This window comes from Mycobacterium sp. TH-M25 (genome assembly GCF_057473665.1).
This window is the reverse complement of record NZ_JBYCLA010000265.1, coordinates 1-4,945: the sequence shown is the minus strand read 5'-3', so window position 1 is coordinate 4,945 and position 4,945 is coordinate 1. Positions and strand designations below refer to the sequence as shown.

5 protein-coding genes, 1 tRNA gene and 1 pseudogene are annotated in these 4,945 nt (G+C 66.0%); 3 read left to right on the top strand and 4 right to left on the bottom strand.

What is annotated here, in order from left to right:
* From AC2VOU_RS09065 to AC2VOU_RS09055, 3 genes and pseudogenes are all read right to left on the bottom strand, one after another.
* Nucleotides 1-568 (bottom strand): annotated as a pseudogene (locus tag AC2VOU_RS09065) (LCP family protein); the annotation flags it as partial.
* A gap of 227 nt (nt 569-795) precedes the next feature.
* Complete coding sequence (locus AC2VOU_RS09060) at nt 796-1,542, bottom strand: MBL fold metallo-hydrolase (protein ID WP_486957078.1); 747 nt, start codon at nt 1,540-1,542, stop codon at nt 796-798.
* A 49-nt stretch (nt 1,543-1,591) separates the two neighbouring features.
* On the bottom strand, nt 1,592-2,023 hold the full coding sequence (locus AC2VOU_RS09055; protein WP_486957077.1) for a hypothetical protein: 432 nt from the start codon (nt 2,021-2,023) through the stop codon (nt 1,592-1,594).
* A gap of 208 nt (nt 2,024-2,231) precedes the next feature.
* Between AC2VOU_RS09055 and AC2VOU_RS09050 the strand changes: the two genes are divergently transcribed.
* A tRNA-Thr gene (locus tag AC2VOU_RS09050) sits at nt 2,232-2,307 on the top strand.
* Between the two features lie 118 nt (nt 2,308-2,425).
* Here AC2VOU_RS09050 and AC2VOU_RS09045 read toward each other — a convergent pair.
* Entirely contained in the window at nt 2,426-3,169 is a 744-nt protein-coding gene (locus AC2VOU_RS09045) for a hypothetical protein (protein WP_486957076.1), read from the bottom strand.
* A 115-nt stretch (nt 3,170-3,284) separates the two neighbouring features.
* On the opposite strand from AC2VOU_RS09045, the gene AC2VOU_RS09040 reads away from it, so the two are divergent.
* Together AC2VOU_RS09040 and AC2VOU_RS09035 are read left to right on the top strand one after the other, a co-directional pair.
* Complete coding sequence (locus AC2VOU_RS09040) at nt 3,285-4,001, top strand: response regulator transcription factor (protein ID WP_486957075.1); 717 nt, start codon at nt 3,285-3,287, stop codon at nt 3,999-4,001.
* Between the two features lie 5 nt (nt 4,002-4,006).
* Nucleotides 4,007-4,945, top strand: a 939-nt coding sequence (locus tag AC2VOU_RS09035; protein WP_486957074.1) for a histidine kinase dimerization/phospho-acceptor domain-containing protein, incomplete at its 3' end; no start/stop codon positions are given.

Genomic DNA, 4,945 nt, shown 5'->3' with positions numbered 1-4,945 from the left:
TCCGCACCGCCTTGAGGGTCGCGGCGCGGGCGGCTTCGCGCCCCATGGTCTCCAACTCCATCAGGTCGCTGATGCCCATGTCGAACATTTTATGCTCGACGGACAGCTTGGTCAGCCCGGAGGCCACTTTGATAGTGATGTGGTGGTAGCCGGGTACGCCGTTCCACGCGACCCAGTCGTCGCGTGGGATCGAGAACGCCGACACTTTGTCGTCGGGGCCGATGTGCGCCAGGATCAGCGTGTTGGTGTTGTAGCCGCCGTCGTCGGAGTCGCCGGCGTGCAAGTGCTTCAACAGGCTCCAGGGCAGGTCGTCGCCGTTCTGGTCTTTGCGCGAGTCGAGTCCGATCAGCAGGATGTTTATTCCGTTCCCACTGGACTTCGGGTCCTCAGGGCTCAGTGCCTGCGAGACGGTGATCCCGCTCAGCATGCCGTGTGCCATCCAGTAGCCCGATGCCGTGGTCAGCAAGACGGCCGTGGCGACGAACGCCCCGACGGCATGCCCCAGCGTGCGCCGGCGCTTTGTCGGCGCCTTCGCGCGGTGGCGGTGCTTGGGGTTGGATTGCTGCAGTGCTCCCACCACAATCTCAGCTTGTCGGGGTTAGCGCCGGACCCTGGATGACCTGTATGCGCGCTGATCGGTACGTGGCGTCCAGTATGCGGCAGCATGCTGAATACCGTGGTGTGAGCCAACCAATCGTAACGACGCGGTTATCTCGTCGAAAAGGCGTTGAGCTGCGACGATGCGTGCTGACACCGTTCCTGTGCGGGCGTACCAATTGTGGCCAAATCGTGCCGTTAGAGCTCTAGAATTGCCCCGTCGGCAGCGGGCAGTGCGGCGTGGAACCGACCCTGGGCGGCCGCGGCGGTGCGCTCGGCCACTTCGGGCAGGGGATGGCTGTGGGTGATCAGCAGGCGCGATACCCCCGCCTCGGCGGCAATCGTGCCGGCCTCCTCGCCTGAGGTGTGCCCGCGTTCGGCAGCACGGGGCTCCCATGCCTCGTGTAGCAGTGTGGCCACACCCGCCACATGCCGGGTGGTCTCCGGGTCGAACTCGGTGTCGGTGCAGTAGGCAACAACGTCCGCGATGCGAAAGCCGGCCGACGGCAAGGGGTGGCGGGTCTGTTCCCAGGTTTCGATTTCGTGACCGGCGAATCCCAACGCGTCGCAGCCCAATTCTGCCCAGCGTGCCGATCCCAGTGGCGAGGTCGTCTGAAGCGGCGATGCGAGCAGCTGTTCCTCGACGATCGATCGGGTGGGCCGGCCGTACGCCATCGAGCCCGGCCCGGCAATGGTGAGTTCCCGGCCGCCCAGCGCTCGAGCGCTGACGAAGCCGAGGCCAGTCACGTGGTCGAGGTGAAAGTGGCTCAGCGCCACGGTCACCTGCTCGACCCCGTCGAGCAGCGCCGGGTTGATCTGTAATGCGCCGAAACCCGTTCCCGCATCGAGTATTAACGCCTCGGTGCCAGCGGTGATCAGATAGCAGCTGGTCTGGCGGGAGCTGGTGGGTAGCCACCCGCCGCTACCGAGGACCGTCAACCGCATGCGAAAGTCGACGTGACTCAACGGGCTCGGTGATGGTGCACTGGCGCTGTCACGGCGTCGCGCGCGGACTCGTTGTCGTTGCGGTGGTGGTGGTCGGCGTCGCGATGCTCGTCGGAGCCGTGGCGACCGGTGGCGTCGTCGTCGTAGGACTCCCCGGCTTCGCCGGACTGGTGGGGCTGGTGGGACTGGTAGGACTGGTGGGCGGCGCTGGGGGTTGAGGTGCCAGGCCCGGGCCCACGCCACACCAATCCTGCACATCCTGCGGATACTGGTCGAGCGGCGGTGGGCAACGCTGCCCCGGCGGGAAGTTAGCGCCGGCGTTGAGCAGATCGCAGGGAACGAGAACCTGCTTTTTGGGGGTGTTGGTCAAGCACTTCACCGGTTGCCCCGGCGGCACCGACGGATCGGCCTGCGCCGTAACCGGGACGATGGCAGCGAGCAACACCGCGACGAGCGCCCACGCGAAACGGCGGTACGTCATGAGGACTCCTTTGCTGTCGACGCCCTGTCGGGCTGACTGTATTCCGCGGGCCCCGAGGAACCTAAAACTCACTCCTGGCTGCTGAGACGCCTTGCCGCTCATGACGGCCACGGCGGCGCCGCCGGTGCGTCCACCAGTTTCAGTCGGCGCGTAGCCCCATCGGACGTCACCCGTCGTAGGATTGTCCCGGCTCCACCGAGCCGCCCAGGCCGCGTTAGCTCAGTTGGTAGAGCATCGCTCTTGTAAAGCGAGGGTCGAGAGTTCGAGTCTCTCACGCGGCTCCATTCCAGTCGGTACTCCCAGTCCGTACTCAGAGATGCATCGCCCGGTGTCAAGGAGTTGTCTCGGGGCGACAGCGGTCCGCGGGAGGCGAGTCTTGTAAACCCGGCCAGGCCGCACGGCTCACTCGTCGTGGGTTGAGCTCTCGGGGTCGATGACCCGCTGGGAGCGCACGGTGCGGCTCGCAGTAGGTCTGCTCGAACGGCGGCCGGGCAGCGGAATCCGCTCGGCGATACTGCTCAGCGGGTTGACCACCATTGTCAGCGTCGTCACCGCATCCTGCAGCGTCGTGATCGCCGGCTCCAGCGCTTCCATCCCGGGCGCGAGCCGGGCCAGCGTGTCAGCGACGCCGGCGAGCTGCTCCAGCGGGCCGTTGCGCGCGGTCAGCTTGTCGATCAGTCCGCCCTCGGACAACAGTCGATCTGCCAGCCCCTCTTCGGCCAGCACCCGCTCGATCAGCCCGTCGTCGGCGGTCAGCTGGTCCACCAGCCCGCCCGGCTTCAGAGCGCGCTCGAGTCCGCCGCCCTCGGCGGTCAGCCGGTCGAGCAGGCCACCGTCGGCGGTCAGCATGTCGACAATGCCGCCCGGGCGCAGCAGGCGGTCGATCGGTCCGTCGGTGGCGATCGCGCGCCCGAGCGGGGTGTCGTCGTCGAGTAACCGGGCCAGCCGATTGGCCCTGGCCATGGCGTCGTCGATGCCGAGCAGGTGCGCCACCGAGTTGGGGCCGCTCGCGGTGGCATTGTCACCGAGGCTGCGGTGGGCGATACCGAGCGCCGTTGTCGCGATGCCCACCCCGGCGTCGGCGGCCGCGAGCCCGACCCGCACCGGCGCGGTGGCGAGGCTTGCCAGGCTCTTGCCCAGATTCATCTAAAGAGTGTATGCATGTCGTGGTGGTCGCCTCGGCCGACCGTCCACCATACTCTCAGCTTGGGCACAGGCGCCTTCCAGGCGTTTGCCAGCTCGATAAGAGGGAATTGACGACATGTCAGCAGTTATGCAGGAAACGGCACCAGAGGCACGGGTGCTCGTCGTCGACGATGAAGACAACATCGTCGACCTGTTATCGGTCAGCCTCAAATTCCAAGGCTTCGAAGTCCATACCGCCACCAACGGGGCATCGGCGCTGGATCTGGCCCGCGACGTCAAACCGGACGCAATAATTCTCGACGTGATGATGCCCGGCATGGATGGTTTCGGGGTGCTGCGCCGGCTGCGCGCCGACGGCATCGACGCGCCCGCGTTATTCCTCACCGCCCGTGACTCGCTGCAGGACAAGATCGCCGGCCTCACGCTCGGCGGCGACGACTATGTCACCAAGCCGTTCAGCCTGGAAGAGGTTGTCGCCAGGCTGCGAGTTATCCTGCGGCGCGCCGGGAAAGGCGTCACCGAGTCGCGCAACGCCCGACTGAAGTTCGTCGACATCGAGATCGACGAAGATACCCATGAGGTGTGGAAGGCCGGTGAGCCGGTCGCATTGTCGCCCACCGAATTCACGCTGCTGCGCTACTTCGTGATCAACGCGGGCACCGTGCTGAGCAAGCCGAAGATTCTGGATCACGTGTGGCGTTACGACTTCGGCGGTGACGTCAACGTCGTCGAGTCGTACGTGTCCTACCTACGCCGCAAGATCGACACCGGCGAAAAGCGACTGCTGCACACCCTGCGCGGCGTCGGCTACGTGCTGCGGGAGCCTCGCTGACGCCAATGCCGCGACGTCTTCGGTTCGAAATGCCGCTGCGCGTTGCATTAGTCGCCGCCACTTTGCTACTGGTGGCGTGCGGATTGACGGCTTCCGGCATCGCGGTGACCTCGATCTTGCACCAACATCTACTCGCGCGCGCCGACCAGACGCTGGAGGAGGCCTCGCGGGGTTGGGCGCAGGCTCCCAAAGGTGCGCTGAAGACCCCACACGGCGCCAACCTGGACCGTCCGCCGTCGAACTTCTATGTGCGCAGCCTGTCCGCCGACGGGCGGGGCAGGACCGTCATCAACGACCGCCACGCCGAACCCATCCTGCCGGCCAACGACGATGTCGGACCCGTGCCGAAGACGGTCGGCTCAGTGGACAACTCGGGGGTGCAGTGGCGGGTCGTCTCGATGCGCGGGGATAACCGGGTGGTCACCGTCGCCTACGACCTGTCCGAGATCCAGCACACGGTCCGTTCGCTGGCCTGGTTGCAGCTCGGAATCGGTATGGCTGTGCTGCTGGTCTTGGGGCTGGCGGGGTCGTGGGTGGTGCATCGAAGCCTGCAACCGCTGACCGAAGTCGAACAGACTGCTGCGGCGATTGCCGCCGGACAGCTGGATCTTCGTGTGCCCGAACGTGATTCGAGGACCGAAGTGGGACGGCTTTCGGCAGCGCTCAACGGAATGCTCGCCCAGATCCAGCGAGCGCTGGCATCGTCTGAATACTCCGCTGAGCAGGCGGTGATTTCCGAAGACCGCATGCGCCGGTTCATCACCGACGCCAGCCACGAGTTGCGCACACCGCTGACCACAATGCGCGGGTTCGCCGAGTTGTACCGGCAAGGTGCGGCGCGCGATATGGAAATGGTGATGTCGCGCATCGAGAGCGAATCGCGTCGCATGGGACTACTCATCGACGATCTGCTGCTGCTCGCCCGGCTCGACACCCAACGCCCG